Origin of the sequence: Aeromicrobium sp. Root495, from assembly GCF_001426755.1 — a bacterium.
GTDB lineage: Bacteria > Actinomycetota > Actinomycetes > Propionibacteriales > Nocardioidaceae > Aeromicrobium.
The window spans coordinates 745385-762451 of record NZ_LMFJ01000001.1 but is presented as its reverse complement, the minus strand read 5'-3'; the positions used below and the strand labels follow the sequence as shown (position 1 = coordinate 762451).

The following is a 17067-nucleotide window of genomic DNA, read 5'->3' as shown; positions in this document are numbered from 1 at the left end:
GTCAGACGGTGACGAGGTCGCGCAGGTCGGCCAGGGTCTTGTCACCGATGCCCGGCACGTCGAGGAGGTCGTCGACCGCCGCGAACCTCCCGTGCTCGGTGCGCCAGTCGAGGATGTGCTGCGCGGTGACCGGGCCGACGCCGGGCAGGGCGTCGAGCTGCTCGAGGGTGGCGGTGTTGAGGTTCACGGCCGCACCCGGCGGGACGGGAGCGGGACCGCCGCCGGGCCCGGTCGCAGCCGACGGGACCGCCGACCCCACCAGGACCTGCTCGCCGTCGACGAGGAGCCGCGCCAGGTTGAGCGACGTGGTGTCCACGCCGCGCTTCAGCCCACCGGCCTTGGCGATGGCCTCGTGCACGCGCGAGCCCGCCGGCAGCGTGACGATGCCCGGACGTCTCACCTCTCCGGCCACGTCGACGACCACCTCCGAGGGCGTGGCCGCCGAGGACGGCTTCGCCGACGAGGCGGCGGCCGGTCCGTCGCGGGCGCCGGCGAGGGTGACGGGCGTGCCGACGTCGGCGGACCGCGGCCGCTCGGCGAGGAGCCACCAGGTGAGGACGATGCCGACGGCCACGGCAGCGGCCGCGGCGATGCGCACGTGGGTGGCGCTGAGCACCGGACGGGAGCGCAGGGCCGAGGCCGACACGTGGCGGGGCGGACGGACGGAGACGCCCTCGTCGGGGTCGTCGTCGTCCTCGTAGTCGTCGATCACCGGCGGCGGTGTCTCCCCGCCCGAGAACGAGAGCGCCAGCTGCTCGAGCCGGCGCCGGGCGACCTCGGCCCGGGTCTCGGGGGTCATCTCGGGCAGGTGTCGGCGTTTCACCGTCCCGACGCTAGGCAGCGCAGGCAGGTGCCACCAGGGGCCGGAGCCCGGCCTGTGGACGGACCGCCGTCCGGCACCGGGCTGTGGACGACCCGTCGACCGGCCTCCGGGACGAGACGGCGAGGGTCAGCGGGGAGTGACGGTGACGGCCACGGTGCCGGGGCCGACGTGGGCCCCGATGACCGGGCCGAGCTCGTCGACCGCCACCGCGTCGAGGCCGAGCGCCGTGGCCAGCCGGGCCGCCACGCCCTCGGCCACGGTGGGGCTCGCGAGGTGCTGGAGACCGATGTCGAAGCCGTCGGGACAGGCCTGGGCGGCCTCGACGGCCAGCGCCTCGAGCCGCGACAGCGCCTTGGACGTGGTGCGCACCCGCTCGAGCGGCACGACCGAGCCGTCCTTGATGGTGAGCAGCGGCTTCACCGACAGCGCCGACCCGATGAGCGCAGCGGCCGCGCCGACCCGGCCACCGCGGCGCAGGTACTCGAGGGTGTCGACGTAGAAGAAGCCCTGCGAGGACTCCCCCGCCGTGCGGGCCGCCTCGGCGGCCTCCTCGACGCTCCCGCCCTCGGCGGCCACGCGCGCGGCCCGACCGGCCGCGAAGCCCGTGGCGAGCCCGACCTGCCGGGTGTCGACCACCGTGACGGGGACGGAGGACTGCTTGGCCGCGAGCTGGGCCGACTCCACCGTGCCCGACATGCTGGCGCTGAGGTGCACCGAGACGATGGCCTCCGCGCCGCCGGCCGCGAGGCGCTCGTACGCCGCGAGGAACTCCTCGGGCGAGGGCCGCGACGTGTTGACGGGGACGAAGTCGGCGAGAGCCTGGGCGATCTGCTCCGACGGGACGGTGCCGTCGAAGTGCACGTCGGCCCCGATGATGACCTGGAGCGGGACGACCACGATGCCCTCCCGCGCCGCGTCCGCGGGATCGAGCGAGCCCGTGGAGTCGGTCACGACGGCGATCTTCATGCCGCGAACCCTACCGGCCCGCGCGGGACCCGGATGACGTGCGTCACACGACGATGTTCACGAGCTTGGGCGCCCGGACGATGACCTTGCGCACCTCGCGGCCGTCGATGGACTTCTGCACGTTCTCCTCCGCGAGAGCAGCAGCGGTGAGCTCGTCGTCGGTGGCGGTGGGCGAGACCTCGAGCTTGGCCCGGACCTTGCCCTGCACCTGCACGACGCACGTGACCGTGTCGGCCACGAGGTACTGCGGGTCGGCGACCGGGAAGGGCTCGAACGTGAGCGTCCCGGTGTGCCCGAGCCGCGTCCACAGCTCCTCCGCGAGGTGCGGCGCCAAGGGCGCAAGCATGAGCGCGAGCGGCTCCAGCACGGCACGCGACCGGTCGTCGACCTTGGTGAGGTGGTTGGTGAGCTCGATGAGCTTGGCCACCGCGGTGTTGAACCGCAGCCCCTCCATGTCGGCCGCGACACCCTCGATGGTGCGGTGCAGGACCCGCAGGCTCTCCTCGGTGGGCGGCTCGTCGGACACGACCGTCTCGCCGGAGTCCTCGTCGACGGCGAGGCGCCAGACCCGCTGGAGGAAGCGCTGCGAGCCGACGACGGCTCGCGTCTCCCACGGCCGCGACACGTCGAGCGGGCCCATGCTCATCTCGTAGACCCGCAGGGTGTCGGCGCCGTACGCCTCGTACATGTCGTCGGGGGTGACGGAGTTCTTGAGGCTCTTGCCCATCTTCCCGTACTCACGCCGGACGGGCCGGCCCTCGTACGTGAAGGTGCCGTCGGCCTCCTCGACGACGTCCTCGGCCGGCACGTACACGCCGCGGGCGTCGGTGAACGCGTAGGCCTGGATGTAGCCCTGGTTGAAGAGCCGCTGGAACGGCTCCTCGCTGCTCACGTGACCCAGGTCGAACAGCACCTTGTGCCAGAAGCGGGCGTAGAGCAGGTGCAGCACGGCGTGCTCGACGCCGCCGACGTACAGGTCGACGCCGCCGGTGGACCCCGGCGTGCGCGGGCCCAGCCAGTAGGCCTCGTTGGCGGGGTCGGTGACCACGTCGGCGTTGTGGGGGTCGGTGTAGCGCAGCTCGTACCAGCTGGAGCCGGCCCAGTTGGGCATCGTGTTGGTCTCGCGGCGGTACTGCCGAGGGCCGTCGCCGAGGTCGAGCGTGACGTTGACCCAGTCCTCGACCCGGCCCAGCGGCGGCTCGGGATCGGACTGCGCGTCGTCGGGCTCGAAGGTGCGCGGCGAGTAGTCGGGAACCTCGGGCAGCTCGACGGGCAGCATGGAGTCGGGCAGGCCGATGGCGTTCCCGGACTCGTCGAAGACGATGGGGAACGGCTCGCCCCAGTAGCGCTGACGGCTGAAGAGCCAGTCGCGCAGCCGGTACGTGGTGGTGCCGGACCCGGCACCCTGCTTCTCGAGCCACGCGATGATCGTGGCCTTGGCGTCCTCGACGGAGAGGCCGTCGAGGCTCACCTCGTCGTTGGAGGAGTTGACCAGGGTGCCGCCGTCGAGGACCTGCACGGTGGGCAGGCCCTGGGCCTCGGCGAACTCGGCGTCGCGGGCGTCGCCGTCGGGGACGGCCATGATGGCGCCCGTGCCGTAGCCCATGAGGACGTAGTCGGCCACCAGCACCGGGACCTGCTCGCCGTTGACCGGGTTGGTGGCCGTGCTGCCCGTGCGGACGCCTGTCTTCTCCTTGTTCTCCTGGCGCTCGACGTCGGTCTTGGCGGCGGCCTCGCGGCGGTACGCGGCGACGGCGTCGGCCTGCTCGGGCGTGGTGAGCGCGTCGACGAGGGGGTGCTCGGGCGAGAGCACCATGAAGGTGGCGCCGAACAGCGTGTCGGGACGCGTGGTGAAGACGCGGATGGGACCGGCGGGCGAGGCGAACTCCACCTCGGCGCCGTGCGAGCGACCGATCCAGTTGCGCTGCATGATCTTGACCGGCTCGGGCCAGTCGACGCGGTCGAGGTCGTCGACGAGGCGGTCGGCGTAGGCGGTGATGCGCATCTGCCACTGGCGCAGGTTGCGCTTGAAGACCGGGAAGTTGCCGCGCTCGCTGCGGTTGTCGGCGGTGACCTCCTCGTTGGCCAGCACCGTGCCGAGGCCGGGGCACCAGTTGACGGGCGACTCGCTCACGTAGGCGAGGCGGTACGTGTCGATGACGGCGGGGTCCGAGGTGCCCAGCTTCTCGACGAGCTCGCTGATGGGGCGCGCGCGGCCGGCCTCGGGGTCGTACCAGGAGTTGAAGATCTGCAGGAAGATCCACTGCGTCCACCGCACGAAGTCGGGGTCGATGGTGGCGAACGAGCGGCGTGGGTCATGGGCCAGGCCCAGGCGACGCAGCTGCCGCCTCATGTTCGCGATGTTGGCGAGGGTGTTGTCGCGCGGGTGCTCACCGGTGGAGATGGCATGGATCTCCGCCGGCAGCCCGTAGGCGTCGTAGCCCAGGGCGTGCAGGACGTTCTTGCCCCGCATGCGCTGATGGCGACCGACGACGTCGGTGGCGATGTACCCGAGCGGGTGACCGACGTGCAGACCCGAGCCCGAGGGGTACGGGAACATGTCCATGATGAAGTACTTGTCGTCGGGCAGCGCCCGACCGTCCGACGGCGCGAGGTCGCCGGTGGGGTTGGGCGCCTCGAAGGTGCCCTCGGCCTCCCAGCGGTCCTGCCAGCGCGACTCGATGTCGGCGGCGAGTGCGGCGGTGTAGCGGAAGGGTGCTGAGGGCTCGGAACTCACCCGTCGATCCTACCGAGCGGGCCGGACCGGTCGGGTCGGCAGGACGGGTCGGAGGGCCCGCTACGCTCGGGCGATGCTCAGACAGCGCCTGGCTCGGTTCATCGCCCGACGGAAGGGCTTCCGCATGGTGGGGTCCGTCCCGGACTCCGGCATCCTCGTCGGAGCCCCGCACACGTCCAACTGGGACTTCGTCACGATGCTGCTCGTGATGTGGCACGACGGGGCCCATCCACGTGTCCTCGTGAAGCGCGAGCTCTTCAAGGGACCCCTGGGCTGGCTGCTCCGGGCCCTGGGCGGCGTGCCGCTCGACCGCAAGAACCCGGCCGCCGTGGTGAACGGCCTCCTGGAGGAGGCCGGCTCAGGCGAGCCGTTCCGCCTCATCCTCGCCGCGGAGGGCACCCGCTCCCAGGGCGAGTACTGGAAGTCCGGCTTCTACCGCATCGCCCAGCAGACCGGGCTGCCCGTCGTGCTGGCCTTCTACGACCCGCCCACCAAGACGATGGGCTTCGGGACGTCGTTCCACCCCACGGGCGACGTCAGCGCCGACATGGACCTGGTGCGGGCCTTCTACGCCGACAAGCTCGGCATCCGCCCCGAGAACGCCACGGTGCCGCGCCTGCGCGAGGAGGACGCGCCCCGCTGAGTCAGCTCTCCTGCTCGGGGTCGGACGGGACCACGACCGGGCGCAGCCGGGCCCACGTGATGAACCCGATGCCGACCACGAGCATCCCGAGGCCGGCCCAGAGGTTGATGTTGAGGCCGTCGCCGCGGGCGAGCTCCTCGTCGCTCGCGTTGAAGAGCCCCAGCAGCGTCAGGATGATGCCGTAGACGCCGATCAGGCCTCCGATGAGGTTGCGGATGTCGAAGGCGCCCGCGGTGTGCTGCGAGGTGCCCTGGGGGGTGTTGTCCGAGATGTTCTCTGCCATGGCCGGCTCCTAGCGGAAGATGAGGTTGAGGGCGATCACGAGCACGAGCCCGATGGCCGCGAGGCGGGTGGGTGACTGGTACCAGGACAGGACGCCCTCGCCTGCGTCGACGAGCGACTCCTTGGGCGTGAGCGAGTAGACGAGCCCGCGCAGCTCGGACTCCTCGCGCGGTCTCGTGAACTGGGTGACCACGACGCTCACCACGATGTCGACCACGAACGCCGCACCCGCGGCGGCGAAGCTGGCGCCCTGGCCGCTCAGGTTGACCCAGCCCTGGCTCAGGCTGCCCAGGACGTCCTGGCCGGCGACGGCCACCACGACGGCCGCGAGGGTGCCGGCCACGAGCCCCGTCCAGCCGGCGGTGGCGCTCATGCGCTTCCAGAACATGCCGAGGATGAACGTGGCGAACAGCGGAGCGTTGAAGAACCCGAACAGCGTCTGCAGGTAGTCCATCAGGTTGTCGTAGTTCGAGGCGATGGCCGCGGTGCCGATGGCGATCACGGTCGCGGCGACCGTGGCGATGCGGCCCGTGGCCAGGTAGTACGAGTCCTCGCGGTCCTTGACCACGTACTGCTGCCAGAGGTCGTAGCTGAAGACGGTGTTGAAGGCCGAGATGTTGGCGGCCATGCCGGCCATGAACGAGGCGAGCAGGCCGGCGATGGCCACACCGAGCATGCCGTTGGGCAGCAGGTCGCGCATGAGCAGGAGGATCGCGTCGTTGTAGGTGGCTCCGCCGGTGTCGCCACTGCCCGACTTCAGGTTGGCCAGCTCCGGCACCACGATCGCAGCGATGATGCCGGGGATGATCACGATGAACGGGATGAACATCTTGGGGAACGCGCCGATGATGGGCGCGCGGCGGGCCGCCGAGACCGACGACGACGCCATGGCGCGCTGCACCTCGACGAAGTTGGTCGTCCAGTAGCCGAACGAGAGCACAAAGCCGAGGCCGAAGACCAGGCCGATCACCGAGAGGACCGGGTTGTCGATGCCCGTGAGGTCGGTGCCCGGCCACGAGGACAGCTGCTCCTGGCCGGGCTGGATCCGGTCCTGGATGCCCTGCCAGCCGCCGACCTTGTGGAGCGCGATGATCGTGAGCGGCAGCAGCGCGGCCACGATGACGAAGAACTGCAGGACCTCGTTGTAGATGGCCGCCGAGAGTCCGCCGAGAGCGGTGTAGCTGAGCACGATGGCGGCGGCGACGACGAGAGAGACCCAGAGCGGCCAGCCGAGCAGGCGGTTCACGATCGTCGCGAGCAGGTACAGGTTGATGCCGGCGATGAGCAGCTGGGCGATGGCGAAGCTCAGCGCGTTCACGAGGTGCGCGCCGGTGCCGAACCGCTTGCGCATGAACTCCGGGACGCTGCGCACGCCGGAGCCGTAGTAGAACGGCATCATCACGACGCCGAGGAACAGCATCGCCGGGACGGCACCGATCCAGAAGTAGTGGACGGTGGCCATGCCGAACTGGGCGCCGTTGGCACTCATGCCCATGATCTCGACCGCACCGAGGTTGGCCGAGATGAAGGCCAGACCGGTCACCCACGCCGGGAGCGAACGCCCCGACAGGAAGAAGTCGATGCTGCTCGAGACCTGGCGTCGGGCGATGATGCCGATGCCGAGCACCACGATGAAGTACAGCGCGATGATCGAGTAGTCGAAGAAGTCTGCGTTCAGACGGAACGGGCCGTCGGCCGCTGCGAGCACGGTTCTTTCTCCTTGCTGTCGCCCCCCGTGGCCGACCTCTCGGCACGTTACTCCTGGGGCTCGCGGGTCGCGAGGCGGGCGTCAGCTGAGGGCGCAGTAGGCCTCCACCTTGGAGGTGGGGCCCGAGACGATGAGCTCGTCACCGTCGGTCACGAAGGTGTCGGCCTGGGCGTAGGTGAAGTCCTGGCCGCGCGACTTCACGCCGACGATCGTGACGCCGTACTTCTGGCGCACCGCGGAGTCCGTGAGCGTGCGGTCGGCCGTGCACACCGGAGCCTTGGTGCGCGCGATGGCGAACCCGTCGTCGAACTCGATGAAGTCGGTCATGGTGCCGGTCACCAGGTGGGCGACGCGCTTGCCCATCTGCGACTCCGGTCGCACGACGTGCGTGGCCCCGACGCGCTCCAGGATGGCGGCGTGCTTGCCGCTGATGGCCTTCGCCCAGACCTCCTTGACGCCCAGGTCGAGCAGGCCCAGCACGGTGAGAACGCTGGCCTCGAGGTCGGTACCGATGCCCACGACGGCCACGTCGAACTGCTCGGCCCCGATCTGGCGCAGCGCCTCGGTGTCGGTGGTGTCGGCGGCCACGACGTGCGTGAAGTCGCTCGCGTACCGCTGGACGATCTCGGGTCGCTCGTCGACCGCCAGGACCTCGTGGCCCAGGTGCACGAGGGACCGGGCCACGGACGTGCCGAAGCGCCCCAGGCCGAGCACGATGACGGGGGCGTTGGGTGCGGTGTCGCTCTGCTTAGCCAATGATCGGTTGCTCCTCGGGAAGCCGGAACCGCCGGACTCGGTCGCGCAGCACGAAGGCGGACGCCGCTGCAATGGTGCCCACTCGGCCGATGAACATCAAGACCGCCAGCACGATCTTCGCGTCGGCGGGGAGCTGAGTGGTGAGGCCGGTGCTCAGTCCGACGGTGCCGAAGGCCGACGTGGTCTCGAACAGCACCTCGTCGAACTCGAACGACGTCATGGACATGATGACGAGCGTGCAGCTGGCCACGAGCATGACCGCGAGCAGCGCGATGCTGACGGCCTGCCGCACCGTCGCGGCGCTGATCGCGCGGCGCCCGATCGTCACCTGCGGGTCGCCCCGCAGCTCGGCGAGGATCACGTAGGCGAGCAGCAGGAACGTCGTGATCTTGATGCCGCCGGCGGTGCTGGCGCTGCCGCCGCCGATGAACATCATGACGACGCCGATGTTGAGCGTCTCGGGCTTCACCGAGCCCCAGTCGAAGCTGTTGAGGCCGCCCGAGCGCGGCATGATGCCGCCCTCGACACCGGTCACGAGCTTGTCGTGCCAGTCGAGACCACCGAGGGTGCTGGGGTTGCTCCACTCGTAGGCCAGGAACGCCACGGTCCCGACCACGAGCAGCATGACCGAGCCCCACACGGTGAGGCGCGTGTGGATGGTCCAGGTGCGCGGCGTGCGCCACTCCTGCCACAGCTCTGCGAGGACGGGGAAGCCCATGGCGCCGATGAACACAGCGGCCGAGATGGGCAGGACCACGAGGCTGTCGCCTGCGTACCGCGTGATGCTGTCGGGGTTGAGCGAGAAGCCGGCGTTGTTGAACGCCATGACGGAGTCGAAGACCCCGTGCCACGCCGCCGTGCCCCAGTCGTCGAAGTACGTCTGGCGGTACCTCAGGGTGAGCACGACGGCGATGATGGTCTGGAAGAACAACATCGTGATGGCCACGCGACGCAGCAGCGGCCGCACCTCGCCGAGGCTCACGACGTGCATGTCGGCCTGGGCCAGCAGCCGGGTCCGCACGCCCAGGCGCCCGCCCACGAAGAGACCGAGGATCGTGGCCAGGGCGATGATGCCGAGGCCGCCCACCTCGACGAGCGCCAGGATGATGACCTGGCCCGGCACGGTCCAGTACGTGCTGGTGTCCACCGAGGCGAGACCCGTCACCGTGACCGCCGACGTGGCCGTGAAGAGGGCGTCGACGAAGTTGGCCGACCCCTGCCGGGTGTGCGCGAACGGCAGCATCAGCAGGATGGCCCCGAGCACGATGAGCGCGAGGAACGTCAGGGGCAGCAACCGCACGGGGTGCGCGACGGAGGCCGGCAGACGGAGGCGGGGCACGGACCGAGCGTAGACCGACCGTGGGCCCGGGCGCCGGTGATACCTTCGCGTCGTGTCTCGGCTCTCTGCGATCCTGGCCCGTCTGGGCAGCACGGGCGGGCTCCCGGCGCTCCTGAGCTGCGTCGGGGCTTTGTTCCTCGCCGGCGTGCTGGCGGTCAGCGGACTCGCCTGGCCCGCCGTCGTGCTCCTGCTCCTCTCCGTCCCCGGAGAGCTCGTCCTGGAGCGACGCGCCCGGGCCCTGGGCGAGCTGCTCGACCAGGCCGCTCTCGGCCTGCCGATGCGCTTCGTGCTGCGCGTCGTCGTGGCGCTGCTCGCGGCCGAGCACGTCGACTCCACCGCAGCCCTGCGGGTCTTCGTCGTCGTCGCCGTCCTGGAGTCCGCCGTCCTGAGCCTGCGCGCCCTGCACACCGAGTACCGCCGCGTGGGTCCTCTGCGCCCCATGAACACCCGCAACATCCCCGGCAGCCCGACGATGCACGTCAGCCCGCCGCAGCGAGGCATCGCGATCGTCGGCAGCCAGCTGCTCACGCTCGCGCCCGCCCTCCTCGGCCTGGCGTGGGGCTTCGTGCTGCTGCTGGGGCTCGCCGGCGTGGCCTACCTCGCGGCCCTCACGGTCCCCGACGCCCTGGCCTCCTGGCGCATGCGTCAGGCCAAGCGCGCCACAGGCTTCACTCCCCCGCTGCGCCAGGTGCAGGACTTCATCGACGAGTACCGGCCGGAGGTCGTCCTCCACCTCAGCGGCCCCCTGGGGGCGGCCTACCAGATCAACACCTGGCTCGAGTCGCTCGAGCACCTCGACCGACGCGTGCTGGTCGTGCTGCGCGACCACGCGCTCTTCACGACGATGCGCCGCACCTCGCTCCCCGTCCTCGAGCTGTCCGCGCCCGGCGAGCTGCTCATGCTCGACTTCGCGTCCGTCCGCGTGGCGCTCTACCCGACCAACACCGGCAACAACATCCACCTGCTGCGCCTGCCGCACGTCATGAGCGCCTTCATCGGGCACGGCGACTCCGACAAGAGCGCGTCGGCCAACCCGTTCTCCCGGGTCTACGACGAGCTGTGGGTCGCCGGGGAGGCCGGCGCCGACCGCTACCGGGTCTCGGGCCTGGGCATCCACGAGAGCCAGTTCCGCTTCGTGGGGCGGCCGCAGGTCCACGCCATCCGGCCCGAGCCGCGCCTCGGCGACGAGCCCGTCCCCACCGTCCTCTACGCGCCCACGTGGGAGGGTGTGAACACGCTCCAGGAGTACTCCTCCGTCTCGTCGGTCGGCGAGCGTGTCGTGAAGGCCCTGCTGGCGTCCCCGACGCCCGTGCGGGTCGTCTACAAGCCCCACCCGTTCACGGGCCAGCGCGATGCCAAGTACCGCAACGCGAGCGCGCGCATCGCGGCCCTCGTCACCGAGGCGGCCGCCTCCACCGGCCTCGACCACCGCGTCGTGCGCGGCGGGGCCATCGAGGACTGGATGAACACGTCCACGGCGCTCGTCACCGACATCTCCAGCGTCGTCTCCGACTACCTCGCGGGCGAGAAGCCGCTCGCGGTCTTCAACCACACGGGCCTGGCCGACGACGCCCTGGACGAGGCTGCTTTCCGCGCCGCCTACCCCTCCGCGGGCGCCGCCACCGTCATCGCTCGCGACGGCAGCGGGATCGAGGAGCTCGTGGGCGTCGTCACCGGGCAGCTCCCCGACGAGCGGGCCGCCGACCGCGCCACCCTCGCCACCTACCTCCTCGGTCCGCCGGAGCGCCGCACCCTCGACGCCTTCGCCGCGGCCATCGAGGCCTTCATCAGCCGCGCCGAGTCCGAACGGGCCCAGTACGTGGGGCTCAGGACGGCCCACGAGGTCGACGACGCGGCGCTGGGCTCCGACGAGGTGCTCGACCGATAAGGTGTCGGGGTGACCGAGACCCCTGAGGACAGCGCTGCGCAGGGCGCCGCGACACCCGGAGCCCCGCCGTCGAAGGTCGCCATCACGATCGTCACGTACAACCGGCCCACCTTCCTGGACGAGCTCCTGGAGAGCATCTCGCGCATGTCCACGCCCCCGTGGCGGGTCGTCGTGGTCGACAACGCCAGCACCGACCACACCCAGGAGGTCGTGGCCCGCTGGGCGGAGCGGCTTCCGGCCGACGTCCTGGTGAACGCGCTCCAGGAGACCAACACCGGTGGCGCCGGAGGCTTCAGCGTCGGCACCCAGGTGGCCCTCGACCTCGGCGCCGACTGGATCTGGCTCATGGACGACGACGTCGAGGTCCTGCCCGACGCCCTCGAGAAGCTCGCCCCCTGGATGGAGCGGTTCAAGGTCATCCACGGACGCCGCTACGACTTCGACGGCTCGCCCTTCTACTGGCAGGCCCGGTTCAACGAGTGGCTCGGCGTCCCCCTGCCCTACTCGGTCAAGGACTTCGACCGCGGTGGCTACGCCGTCACCAACTCCGGCACCTTCGAGGGGATGCTCGTGCACTCCTCGGTCCCGCACCTCATCGGCCTGCCCGACCCTCGCTTCTTCATCTCGTGGGACGACGCCACGTACGCGTGGCTCGCGTCACGCTTCACCGAGGTCGTCTACGTCGACGAGTTCGTCCTCCAGCGCAAGCGCGAGCAGAAGCAGGTGAACCTCGGCGTCCGCCACCTCAACGACGGCAGCCCGCTCTTCCGCTTCCACGTCATCCGCAACCGCGCGCACGTCGGCAAGTACTTCGCCGAGCACGGGCAGCTGAGCCGGGTGGGGTTCGGCCTCGGCACGGCCCTCACGCTGGCCAAGGAGGTCTTCCGGCTCGTCGTGGTCCAGCACACGCTCAGGGGCGTGGGCGACCTCGCCCGTGGCTTCCGGGCCAATCGCGCCATCTGGCGCGACAGCAGCTGGCGACCCATGCCCCCGGTCCCGGCCGCGGGCCACCAGGAGGCCACCGATGGACGCTGATCTCCTGGTCGTCGGCTCGGGGTTCTTCGGGCTCACCGTCGCCGAGCGCTGCGCCACGGAGCTGGGCCTGCGCGTGCAGGTCATCGACCGGCGCCACCACGTCGGCGGCAACGCCTACTCCGAGGACGAGCCCACCACCGGCATCGAGGTGCACCGCTACGGCGCCCACCTCTTCCACACCTCCAACGAGCGGGTCTGGGAGTACGCCAACCGGTTCACGACGTTCACCCCGTACCAGCACCGCGTCTACACGACGTACCGCGACGAGGTCTTCTCGATGCCCATCAACCTGGGCACCATCAACCAGTACACGCGCTCGGCGATGGGGCCCGACGCCGCGCGGGCCTGGGTCGCCGAGCAGGCCGCGCAGGTCACCGGCGAGCCGCGCAACCTGGAGGAGAAGGCCATCAGCCTCATCGGGCGCCCGCTCTACGAGGCGTTCATCCGGGCCTACACCGCCAAGCAGTGGCAGACCGACCCCACCGAGCTCGGCGCCGACATCATCAGCCGTCTCCCGGTCCGCTACACCTACGACAACCGCTACTTCAACGACACCCACGAGGGCCTGCCCACCGACGGCTACACCGCGTGGCTCGAGCGCCTGGCCGACCACCCCAACATCTCCGTGCGGCTCGACACCGACTTCTTCGACGACTCCCAGCCGTGGAGCAAGGCGTCCTGCGTGGGCCAGCTCCCGGTGGTCTACACCGGACCGGTCGACCGGTACTTCGACTACGAGCACGGCGACCTCTCCTGGCGCACCCTCGACTTCGAGCAGGAGGTGCTGCCCGTCGGCGACTTCCAGGGGACCTCGGTCATGAACTACGCCGACCTCGACGTCCCCTACACGCGGATCCACGAGTTCCGGCACTTCCACCCCGAGCGCGACTACCCCGACGACGCCACGGTGATCATGCGCGAGTTCTCGAGGTTCGCCGAGCACTCCGCCGACGGCACCGGCGACGAGCCGTACTACCCCGTCAACACCCCGCAGGACCGCGAGCGGCTCCTCGCCTACCGCGAGCTCATGAAGAGCGAGCCCCAGGTCCTCTTCGGTGGTCGGCTCGGCACGTACCAGTACCTCGACATGCACATGGCCATCGGCTCGGCCCTCTCCATGGTCGACAACAAGCTCACGCCCCACGTCAAGACCGGAGCCCGCCTCGATGGCAGCTGACGGGGCGCGCTCGGGCCTGGCCGTCCGGCTGCGGCTGTGGCTCATCGGTCGCATCCGCCGTTCGCGCCTCCTCCCGGTGGGCATGCCCGACAAGCGTGCCGACGTGGAGCGCCTGGAGCAGCGCCTCGACGCCGAGGTGCTCGTCTTCTTCCCCACCGGGCTCGACACGCTCTACCAGCTGCGGCCCTGGCTCCCGGCCCTGCGCGCCCTGCACGCGGCCCGCGGCGTCGCCCTCGTCTTCCGCGACTCCCGGACCGCGCGCGCCGTGCGCGAGGAGTCCGGCCTGGACTGCATCACCCTGGCCACGTACGGCCAGCTCGACACCGTGCTGGCCCGCAGCGAGGTCCGGCTCGCGCTCTACGTCAACCACGACCCCATCAACTTCGAGTGCCTGCGGTTCACGTCGCTCGTGCACGTCTACCTGGGCCACGGCGACAGCGACAAGGGCGTCTCCGTCTCCAACCAGGTGAAGGCCTACGACTGGTGCTTCCTGGCCGGGCGGGCGGCGCTCGAGCGCACCGCGGCCAACGTCATGCTCTACGACGCGTCGGCCCGCAGCATCCTCATCGGGCAGCCGCAGCTCGACGCGGCGCCCAGCACCTCGCCCGACCCGGACCCGCAGGGTCGTCCCACCGTGCTCTACGCCCCCACGTGGGAGGCGTCGCAGCCTTCGGTCTCCTACGGGTCCGTGGCCGAGATGGGGGTGGAGATCGTCCGGTCGCTGCGGGAGCGGTACCGCGTGATCTACCGTCCGCACCCCCTCAACGGGGTCATCCGCGCCGACTACGGTGCGGCCGACGCCGCCGTCCGGGCGCTGGCGCACCGCGTCGACACCGACGTGACCCTGGAGCAGTCGTTCGCCGACGCCGACCTCCTCGTCACCGACATCTCCGCCGTGCCACTCAACTGGCTCCCCACGCGCAAGCCCCTCGTCGTCACCGTGTCCGTGGCCCGGCCCCCGCGCAGCCGCCTGCTGGAGCTCGTCACCCGCCTCGGCGCCGACGACGACGTGCTGGCGGTCGTCGAGGCCGAGCTCGAGCACGACGCCTCGCGGGAGGCCCGCGACGCACTCACCACGTACTACCTGACCGACGTCACGCCAGGAGCCGCCACCCGCCGGTTCGTCGAGGCGTGCGAGGAGGTCATGGCCCGGCGCGACGGTGCCTGGGCCGAGCGCCGCGCCGCAGGCGCCACCGGCCCGTGAGCGTGCTGCGCCGCTGGGGACCGGTCACGGTGGCCCTGCTCCTCCTCGTCGTCGTGCGCCTGGCCTACCTCGTCGACCCGGCCGGGCGCGACGAGGCGGGCTACCTCGTCGTGGCGCAGGGCTGGCACAGCGGCGGCACCTCCTTGTACGGCGACCACTGGGTCGACCGCCCTCCCCTGCTGATCTGGATCGTCGAGGCCGCCGGGAGCGTGACCGGGCTGCGCCTCGTCGGTCTGCTCGCCTCCCTCGTCGTCGTGGCCGGGGTCGCGGCGGCGGCCCGTCTGGCCGCAGGTCGGACGGCGGCCGTCTGGGCGGCCTGCACGGCGGCCCTCCTGGGCACCGCGCACTGGTTCGGCATGTCCCGCACCAACGGCGAGCTGCTCGCCTCCGCCTTCGTCGCCGCCGGGCTCCCGCTGACGCTCCTCGCTCTGAGGAGCGAGCGCGCCCGGACCGTCGCGGCGTGGGCGGCGGGAGCGGGCGCCCTGGCCGCGGGCGCCGTGCTCGTGAAGCAGACCATCCTCGACGGTCTCGTCTTCGCGGTCGCGCTCGTCGTCGTGACGGCCTGGCAGTCGCCGACCCTGCGTCGGCGCTGCGTCACGGTCCTTGCCGCCGGCTCCGCGGGCTTCCTCGCGGCCCTCGCGCTCGCGCTCGCTCTCGCCGCCGCGCGTGGCACCTCGCCCGGTGACCTCTTCGACGCCCTCGTCGTCTTCCGGTTCCAGGCCGGCGAGGTGATCCGGGAGTCGGCCACCTCGGCCACGCCGGAGCGGCTCGGCATCCTGGCCGCGATCTGGCTCGTGAGCGGGCTCGGTGTCGTGAGCGTGGCCACGCTGGCCCGGCTCCGTCGCGACCGCAACCCCGTCCTGGTCGCCACCGCGGCCGTGCTGGTCGTCGTGACCGTCGAGGTCGTCCTCGGGGGCAGCTACTGGGCGCACTACCTGGTGCAGCTGGTCCCGGCCACGTCGCTCGCCGTCGGCCTCCTCGTCGTGCGCCTTCCTCGCCGTCCTGTGGTGGTCGTCGCGGCCGCGGTGGCGCTGGCCACCCTCGCCAACACGGTCTTCGGCCTCGCCACCCGGGCCGAGGAGGAGCACCGCTCCTTCGTCGTCGGGACCTGGCTGCGCGACTCGGCCACGCCTGGCGACTCCGGCGTGGTGGCCTTCGGCCAGCCCAACGTGCTCGAGCGAGCGGGGCTCGCGGCGCCCTACCCGTACCTGTGGAGCCTCATCGTCCGCACCCGCGACCCGGAGCTGCGGGAGCTGACGGCCGTCATGGAGGGACCCGACCGACCCACCTGGGTCGTCGACTGGTCCGGCCCCCGACCGTGGGGGCTCGACGCAGCCGCCTTCAGGGCCGTGCTGGAGCGCGACTACCGTGTGGTGGCCACCGTGTGCGAGCGCCGCGTGTGGCTCGAACGCTCCACCACCCGCACCCTCGAGAGCATCCCGGACTGCCGATGACGACCTCCACGACCTGGACCTGGCGCGCGCCCGCGCTCATGGTCTACGCCGTGGCGCTCGGGTTCTGGATCGTCCTGGTGGGCATCCCCACCGACCCGTACCAGATGTTCGTGTGGCTCTGGCTCGTCACGATCGCGTGGGACGTCCAGGCGCCGTGGCGCGACCACCTGCGCTTCGTGCGCGACTGGTGGCTCGTGTTCCTGGGGCTGGTCATCTACCTCTACAGCCGCGGCCTCTCCGACGAGCTCATCGGCCTCCCCGTTCACTACACGATGCCCATCCGTGTCGACGAGTGGATCGGCGGCGGGGTCCTGCCCACCGAGCGGCTCCAGGACGCGTGGTGCGCGGCCCCGTGCACGGGCTCCACGCCGCCCCGGTGGTACGACACGGTCTTCACGACGGTCTACTTCTCGCACTTCGTCACCGGCCTGACGATCGCCGTCGTCCTCTGGCTGCGCGACCGTGCCGCCTGGCTCCCGTGGATGCGGCGCTACCTGGTGATCAACTACGCCGCCCTCGTGATCTACCTGCTCTACCCCATGGCACCGCCGTGGCTCGCGTCGAAGGACGGCTACATCGCCGACCACGTCCCCCGCCTCACGGGGCGCGGCTGGGACGCCATCGGGCTCGGCGGGTTCCACGTCGAGCTCGCGAGCGTCGGCAACCCCGTCGCGGCCATGCCGTCGCTGCACGGCGGCCTGGCCATGCTCGTGGCGCTGTATGCCGTCACGCACCTGCGGAGCCCGTGGCGCTGGCTCGTGCTGGCCTATCCCGTCCTCATGTCCACCGCCCTCGTGTACTACGGCGAGCACTACGTCATCGACCTCCTCGCGGGCTGGCTCCTCGCCGCGGTGGTCATGCTCGGCTGCACCCTCTACGAACGCCGCCACGCACCCCACCCCGCCTGACCCCACATCCGCGAGTGGCGCAGATTGGCACTTCTGGGACGGCGTGTCGTGCCAATCTGCGCCACTCGAGTGCCGGTTTGCGCCACTCGCTCGCGGGGGTACCCATCAGCCGCGGAACTCTCAGCGGTACCGGGCCGTTGACCGACC

At 71.1% G+C, this 17067-nt stretch carries 14 protein-coding genes; 7 read left to right on the top strand and 7 right to left on the bottom strand.

The window, feature by feature from the left end; all coding sequences use genetic code 11:
• Position 1: 1 nt before the first annotated feature.
• The 3 genes from ASD11_RS17695 to leuS form a co-directional block, all read right to left on the bottom strand.
• On the bottom strand, positions 2-823 hold the full coding sequence (locus ASD11_RS17695) for a ComEA family DNA-binding protein (protein ID WP_235503234.1): 822 nt from the start codon (positions 821-823) through the stop codon (positions 2-4).
• Positions 824-949: 126 nt separating this feature from the next.
• Positions 950-1789, bottom strand: a complete 840-nt coding sequence (locus ASD11_RS03905; protein WP_056283536.1) for a DegV family protein — start codon at positions 1787-1789, stop codon at positions 950-952.
• A 43-nt stretch (positions 1790-1832) separates the two neighbouring features.
• Positions 1833-4526: a leucine--tRNA ligase gene (gene leuS, locus ASD11_RS03900; protein ID WP_056283533.1), complete on the bottom strand. Its 2694-nt coding sequence runs from the start codon at positions 4524-4526 to the stop codon at positions 1833-1835.
• A 73-nt stretch (positions 4527-4599) separates the two neighbouring features.
• On the opposite strand from leuS, the gene ASD11_RS03895 reads away from it, so the two are divergent.
• Positions 4600-5169 (top strand): 1-acyl-sn-glycerol-3-phosphate acyltransferase, encoded by a 570-nt coding sequence (locus tag ASD11_RS03895; protein ID WP_056283530.1) that lies wholly within the window; start codon positions 4600-4602, stop codon positions 5167-5169.
• 1 nt (position 5170) lies between these two features.
• Here the strand turns inward: ASD11_RS03895 and ASD11_RS03890 are convergent, their stop codons facing one another.
• From ASD11_RS03890 to ASD11_RS03875, 4 genes are all read right to left on the bottom strand, one after another.
• Positions 5171-5452: a hypothetical protein gene (locus ASD11_RS03890; RefSeq protein ID WP_056283527.1), complete on the bottom strand. Its 282-nt coding sequence runs from the start codon at positions 5450-5452 to the stop codon at positions 5171-5173.
• Positions 5453-5461: 9 nt separating this feature from the next.
• Positions 5462-7159 (bottom strand): sodium:solute symporter family protein, encoded by a 1698-nt coding sequence (locus ASD11_RS03885; protein WP_056283524.1) that lies wholly within the window; start codon positions 7157-7159, stop codon positions 5462-5464.
• Positions 7160-7240: 81 nt separating this feature from the next.
• Positions 7241-7915: a potassium channel family protein gene (locus ASD11_RS03880; RefSeq protein WP_056283521.1), complete on the bottom strand. Its 675-nt coding sequence runs from the start codon at positions 7913-7915 to the stop codon at positions 7241-7243.
• Positions 7908-9254 (bottom strand): TrkH family potassium uptake protein, encoded by a 1347-nt coding sequence (locus ASD11_RS03875; RefSeq protein WP_082554154.1) that lies wholly within the window; start codon positions 9252-9254, stop codon positions 7908-7910. The genes ASD11_RS03880 and ASD11_RS03875 overlap by 8 nt, the downstream gene beginning before the upstream one ends.
• A 52-nt stretch (positions 9255-9306) precedes the next feature.
• On the opposite strand from ASD11_RS03875, the gene ASD11_RS03870 reads away from it, so the two are divergent.
• From ASD11_RS03870 to ASD11_RS03845, 6 genes are read left to right on the top strand one after another with little or no spacing between them, the layout of a single operon-like run.
• A complete protein-coding gene (locus tag ASD11_RS03870) occupies positions 9307-11142 on the top strand; it encodes a CDP-glycerol glycerophosphotransferase family protein (RefSeq protein WP_156464571.1) in 1836 nt (611 codons plus the stop codon).
• A gap of 9 nt (positions 11143-11151) precedes the next feature.
• Positions 11152-12177: a glycosyltransferase gene (locus tag ASD11_RS03865; protein ID WP_056283514.1), complete on the top strand. Its 1026-nt coding sequence runs from the start codon at positions 11152-11154 to the stop codon at positions 12175-12177.
• Positions 12167-13354 carry a UDP-galactopyranose mutase gene (glf, locus tag ASD11_RS03860; RefSeq protein WP_056283511.1) on the top strand — a complete coding sequence of 396 codons (1188 nt, stop codon included), beginning with the start codon at positions 12167-12169 and terminating at the stop codon, positions 13352-13354. Before ASD11_RS03865 ends, glf begins: the two co-directional genes overlap by 11 nt.
• The gene (locus ASD11_RS03855) at positions 13344-14558 is read left to right on the top strand and encodes a CDP-glycerol glycerophosphotransferase family protein (RefSeq protein ID WP_056283507.1); all 1215 of its coding nucleotides are present in this window, start codon (positions 13344-13346) and stop codon (positions 14556-14558) included. Before glf ends, ASD11_RS03855 begins: the two co-directional genes overlap by 11 nt.
• Positions 14555-16012 carry a hypothetical protein gene (locus ASD11_RS03850; RefSeq protein ID WP_056283505.1) on the top strand — a complete coding sequence of 486 codons (1458 nt, stop codon included), beginning with the start codon at positions 14555-14557 and terminating at the stop codon, positions 16010-16012. Before ASD11_RS03855 ends, ASD11_RS03850 begins: the two co-directional genes overlap by 4 nt.
• A complete protein-coding gene (locus tag ASD11_RS03845; RefSeq protein ID WP_056283502.1) occupies positions 16009-16920 on the top strand; it encodes a phosphatase PAP2 family protein in 912 nt (303 codons plus the stop codon). The genes ASD11_RS03850 and ASD11_RS03845 overlap by 4 nt, the downstream gene beginning before the upstream one ends.
• Positions 16921-17067: the final 147 nt, after the last annotated feature.

What these genes read in the sequence shown, in the direction of transcription:
- ASD11_RS03905 (WP_056283536.1), bottom strand. Translation starts at nt 1,789, where the DNA reads ATGAAGATCGCCGTCGTGACCGACTCCACGGGCTCGCTCGATCCCGCG.
- ASD11_RS03895 (WP_056283530.1), top strand. Translation starts at nt 4,600, where the DNA reads ATGCTCAGACAGCGCCTGGCTCGGTTCATCGCCCGACGGAAGGGCTTC.
- ASD11_RS03890 (WP_056283527.1), bottom strand. Translation starts at nt 5,452, where the DNA reads ATGGCAGAGAACATCTCGGACAACACCCCCCAGGGCACCTCGCAGCAC.
- glf (WP_056283511.1), top strand. Translation starts at nt 12,167, where the DNA reads ATGGACGCTGATCTCCTGGTCGTCGGCTCGGGGTTCTTCGGGCTCACC.
- ASD11_RS03855 (WP_056283507.1), top strand. Translation starts at nt 13,344, where the DNA reads ATGGCAGCTGACGGGGCGCGCTCGGGCCTGGCCGTCCGGCTGCGGCTG.
- ASD11_RS03845 (WP_056283502.1), top strand. Translation starts at nt 16,009, where the DNA reads ATGACGACCTCCACGACCTGGACCTGGCGCGCGCCCGCGCTCATGGTC.